Origin of the sequence: Streptomyces synnematoformans (assembly GCF_039531005.1) — a bacterium.
In the GTDB taxonomy this organism is placed as follows: Bacteria; Actinomycetota; Actinomycetes; order Streptomycetales; family Streptomycetaceae; genus Streptomyces; species Streptomyces synnematoformans.
On the sequence record NZ_BAAAPF010000435.1, the window covers coordinates 1 to 4573 of the forward strand.

General features: G+C 76.7%; 3 protein-coding genes. 2 read left to right on the top strand and 1 reads right to left on the bottom strand.

Going from position 1 to position 4573, the window contains the following annotated elements:
* Positions 1-159 precede the first annotated feature (159 nt).
* Positions 160-582, top strand: coding sequence for an NPCBM/NEW2 domain-containing protein (locus ABD317_RS33830; RefSeq protein ID WP_344295149.1), 423 nt, complete (start codon positions 160-162; stop codon positions 580-582).
* Between the two features lie 495 nt (positions 583-1077).
* On the opposite strand, the gene ABD317_RS33835 is transcribed toward ABD317_RS33830, so the two are convergent.
* On the bottom strand, positions 1078-2526 hold the full coding sequence (locus tag ABD317_RS33835) for an NsdA family TPR-like regulatory protein (RefSeq protein ID WP_027754087.1): 1449 nt from the start codon (positions 2524-2526) through the stop codon (positions 1078-1080).
* 689 nt (positions 2527-3215) lie between these two features.
* Here ABD317_RS33835 and ABD317_RS33840 point away from each other — a divergent pair.
* Positions 3216-4573, top strand: a 1358-nt coding sequence (locus ABD317_RS33840; protein ID WP_344295152.1) for an asparagine synthase-related protein, incomplete at its 3' end; no start/stop codon positions are given.

Below are 4573 nucleotides of genomic sequence, written 5' to 3' on the forward strand. Positions count from 1 at the left end.
CCTTCGTCGGCGGCGGGCCGCCCACGTACGAGGCGGAGCCCACCACGCTGCCCGACCCCGACGCCCACACCCACGCCGGCCCCGACCCCGACACCCACGCCCACGCCCCCGCCCACGCCCACGCCGACTCCGACCCCGCCCGCCCCCGAGCCGTACCGCGTGGCCGCCCTGAACGCGGACGTCTTCGGCGACGGCACGGAGCCGGAGATCGTGATGAACCGCAGCGGATGGTGGTGGCAGCGCGAGGAGTTGGGCATCGGCGGCCGGACCTACGACCACGGCGTGACGGTGCACGCGAAGTCGTCGATGACGATCGAGCTGAACCGCTCCTGCACGCGGTACCGGGCGGCGGCCGGGATCGACGACATGATGTTCCGGGTGGGCGCGGCCAGGTTCAGCGTCTACGGCGACGGCTCCCGGCTGTGGCGCTCGGACTGGGTCCAGGCGGGCGAGGAGGCGGCCGTGGCCGACGTGGCGCTGCCGGAGGGCACGGAGACGATCCGGCTCGAAGCGGAGCCGCAGCACCCGATGCACACCGGGCTGCTGTCGGACTGGGCCGACTCGGTCCTCAACTGCCGCTGAGCCCCGCAGCGGCGATCGCCTCCCGCATGGTGGTGGCCGCACGCGCGGCCGCCGCGTGCGCCGCGACCGGAGGGCGGCGGCTTCCCCGCCGCGCTCGGCGCGGTGACGGCGTACGGGCGCGGCAAGCCGCCCGGCGGAGAGCGCCTCGCCCTCCACCACCCCGCGGGACGCGACCGAAGCCGCGCCGCCTTCCCCGTACGACGGCCGCCGGGCGCGTGTGCCCCGTGCCGCCCCGCGTACATCCGACCGCCGGGCGCGTACGCCCCCACCCCGCGCGTACGACCCTCGCCGGGCGCCCACCCCCGCGCCGTGCGTACCGCCGACGCCCGAGGCGTACAGCGCACACCGCACAACCTCCGTACGTCCGGGGGCGACCAGCAGCGGACGCGCACGCATACGACCGGGCCACCGCGCACGTACGCCCACGCTCCGCGCGTACAACCCGCCCCTGCGCCCCCGCCGCCCGTACATCCGGTACGGCCCGGCCTGCGCGGCCTACGCCGGGGCGACCAGCAGCGGGCGCGCCCGCTCCCGCAGCTCCGCCACCATCGGCTCGTCCCCGTACGGCTCCAGCCGCGCCAGCAGGTCCTTCACGTACTCCGTCGTCCGCGCCGACGAGATCCGCCCCGCGACCTCCACCGCCCGCGTCCCCTGCGCGCACGCCGCGTCCAGGTTCCCCGACTCCAGCTCCGCGACCGCCGCCACGATCAGCCGCAGCCCGTGCGAGCGCACGAACGCCTCCGTCGGCCGCGCCAGCGCCTGTTCCGTGAACCGCCGCACCTGCCGCGGCACCCGCAAGTCGCGGTAGCACTCGGCGGCGTCGGCGGCCAGCCGGTCGTAGGCGTAGAAGTCGAGCCACGCCGGGTCCGGGTCGCCCTCGCGCGCCCGCTCCAGCCAGCTCTCCGCCGCCGCCAGGGCCGTCCCGCACGACGCCTCGTCCTGCGCGCGGGCGTGCGCCCGCGCCTCGACGAGGTGGAAGAAGCTCATCGTGCGCGCCGTCGCCAGCCCCCTGTTGCGCTCTATCGCGGCCTGGGCGAGGTCCACGCCCTCGTCGGCGAAGCCGCGGTACGTCGCCTGCAGCGACATCGACGCCAGTACGTACCCCCCGAGGGGCACGTCCGCCGCCGCCCGCGCGAGCCGCAGCGCCTGGATGTAGTACCGCTGGGCGGCCTCCTGCTGCCCCGTGTCGAAGGCCATCCACCCGGCGAGCCGCGTCAGTTCGGCGGTCGCGCCGAACAGCGAGCGCCCCACCTCGTCGGTGTACGCGCCGAGCAGCAGCGGCGTCGCGTCCACGCGCAGGCACTCGGGCACCATCGACGCCCGCCAGTCGCCGCCCCCGTACTTGGAGTCCCAGCGCCGCGCCTCCTCCGACGCGTCGCGCAGCTTGGCGACGTCGCTGTGGCCGACGCGCCGCGGTCCTGAGCCCTCGTCGGCGGCGGGCGCGTGCCGCGGGTCGACGCCGTCGAGGCCGCGGGCGACCGAGCCGTCGGCCGGCGTGATCAGCCAGCGGGAGGCGGGCGTCGCGTACGCGCTGACGGCGAAGGAGCCGGCCAGGCTCTGCCATATGCCGCCGCTGCCCGCGCGCCGTCCGGCGAGGTCGAGCCGGTACAGCTCGGTCGCCGAGCGCACCGCCTCGCCCACGTCGCGCGGGAAGGCGAGGCCGACCTCGGGGGCCGGGTCGGTGTCGGCGAGGCCTATCTCGTGCAGCGGCACGGGGCGGCCGAGCTTGCCGGCGATGGCGGTCGCGATCAGGTGGGGCGCGGCGCCCTGCGGCACCATCCCCTTCGTCACCCAGCGGGCGACAGAGGTCTTGTCGTACCGAAGGGTCATGCCTCGCTGCGCGCCGAGGTCGTTGACCCGGCGGGCGAGTCCGGCGTTGCTGATCCCGGCGAGCGCGAGCATATGGCCCAGCTTCTCGTTCGGCCCGCGTGGCGTCCTGGACATGCACACCCCTCGACCACCGACGGCTCCCGTCCGGCGGGTGGGGATCCGGCCGGGCTGCATATGCACCCAGCGTAGTTCGCCGGATCCCGACCGTTAAGAGGAATGTTTCCGGATGGCGGGATTGCAGCGCGCGTGCTCCGGGGTCGTGTGGCGGTGCGCCGTACGTGCGCTCTGCCCGCGAAGGGCGGCACACGCTTGGCTGGTTGTCCGTGGGTCGGCCCGCCGAGTCTGGGAAACCGGCGGGCCTGGGGAACTCCGCCGTCTTTCATCCCCGCGGGCGGCGGCCTACGGTCCGGGGAGCGCGGGACGCTTCCCGGGCCGCACAAAGCAGGCCCGACGGCCCGAAGACGGCCGGGATGACACCCGCACAGATTGGCTGAATGACGCCCCTTGCTACGGGCGTAGAACCGGGCGTACGGGGCGGTTGCCCCGGAGTCCGGGCGTCCGGGCCGGGTTCCGGACAGCCGGGCCGGGCGCCCCCGCGGCGGCGCTTCCGGCCGCGCTTCCGGCCGCGCCGGGCAGACTCCGGCACGACCGCATCCCCTCACATGCGCCCCTCTCGTGGCAGCATGGTCCTGACGAAGCGGCAGTACGCCCTGTGCGTGGCGGAGTTGACGCCGATCGCCCGGCTCGCCCGACTCGCCTGGCATATGCCGGTTCCGTCCCCAGTTGCCCACGAGGAGGCGCGCATGCGGTGGTTGGTGGGGTGGAGCAGTTCCGCCGCCGCGCCCTCGTTCCTCGACGGCGCACAGACGGCCGACGACTACGACCTCCACCCCGTCGGCGCCCAACTCGTCTGGGGCGGCCCCGATCCGCTGTGGGCGGTCGGCGACTGGCGGCCGGACGAGATCCGGGTCGTCGACATCGCACCGCTGATCCGGCTGGCGGTCTTCGGCGTCTGCGGCGCCGGCGACGAGCAGCTGCGCGTGGGCCTGCTCGCCGCCCGCGGCGGCGCCGTACGGCACCTGAGCGCCTGGCCCGGCGGGTACACCGCCGTCGCGCAGGTCGGCCGCCGCACCACCGTCCTCGGCGACCTCGCCGGCGCCCGCCCCGTCTTCCACACCGCCTGGGACGGCGGCACCGCGTACGCCACGGCCGCCCTGCCGCTCGCCGACCTCATCGAGGCCGAGCTGGACGTCCCCCACCTCGCCGCCCAGCTCGCCTGCCCCGACGTGCCGGAGGCCCTCGGCGACGGCACGCCGTACGCCGGCGTGCACCGCGTGCCGCCCGGGCACGCGCTCATCCTCCGCGAGGGCCAGAAGGAGATCACCGGCTACGAGCCGCGCGCCTCGCTCGCCGTCGCCGCGCCGTCGCTGGACACCGAACCGGCGGTGGAGGGCGTACGGGACGCGCTGGTGGAGTCCGTACGGGCCCGGCTCGCCGCCCCGCGGCACGCGCCCGAGCCCGGCTTCGGCGGCCTCGACCCCGGCCCCGTGCCGGGCATGGGGCCCGCCGACCGGCGCGCCGCCCGCGGCCCGGCCCCCGGCATCGGAGCCGACCTCTCCGGCGGCATCGCCTCCGGCACCCTCGCGCTGCTGGCCGCCGGGCTGCCGGGGGTGCCCGGCACGCCGCCGGGGCTGGGTCCTGGGCAGGGCGAACGGCTGGTCGCCGTGACGTTCAACGACCTGACCGCGCGCGCCGACGAGGGCGAGCTGGAACGGGCCCGCACCATCGCCGCCAACCCGCGGCTGCACCACGTGGTGGTCGCGGCCGGCGAGGAGGCGCTGCCGTACGCGGACCTGGAGAGCATGCCGCTGACCGACGAGCCTGGTCCTTCGCTGGTCGCCGCCGCCCGGCACCGGCGCCGGCTGGCCGCGGGCAGCGCCGACCACCTCGTGGGCGTCGGCGCCCGCGAGGTCCTCGACGCCCACCCGGCCCGGCTCGCTGACCTGCTGCTGGACCGCCGGCGGCGCTCGCTGCTGCGGCCCGTCACAGCGCTGGCGCGGGCGGAGGGGTCGGTGCTGGCCCCGCTCACCGTCTACCGCGCGGCGCGGCGGCCGGCCCGTACGCCGCACTGGGCGGGCATCTCCGAGGGCGCCGAGGCGCT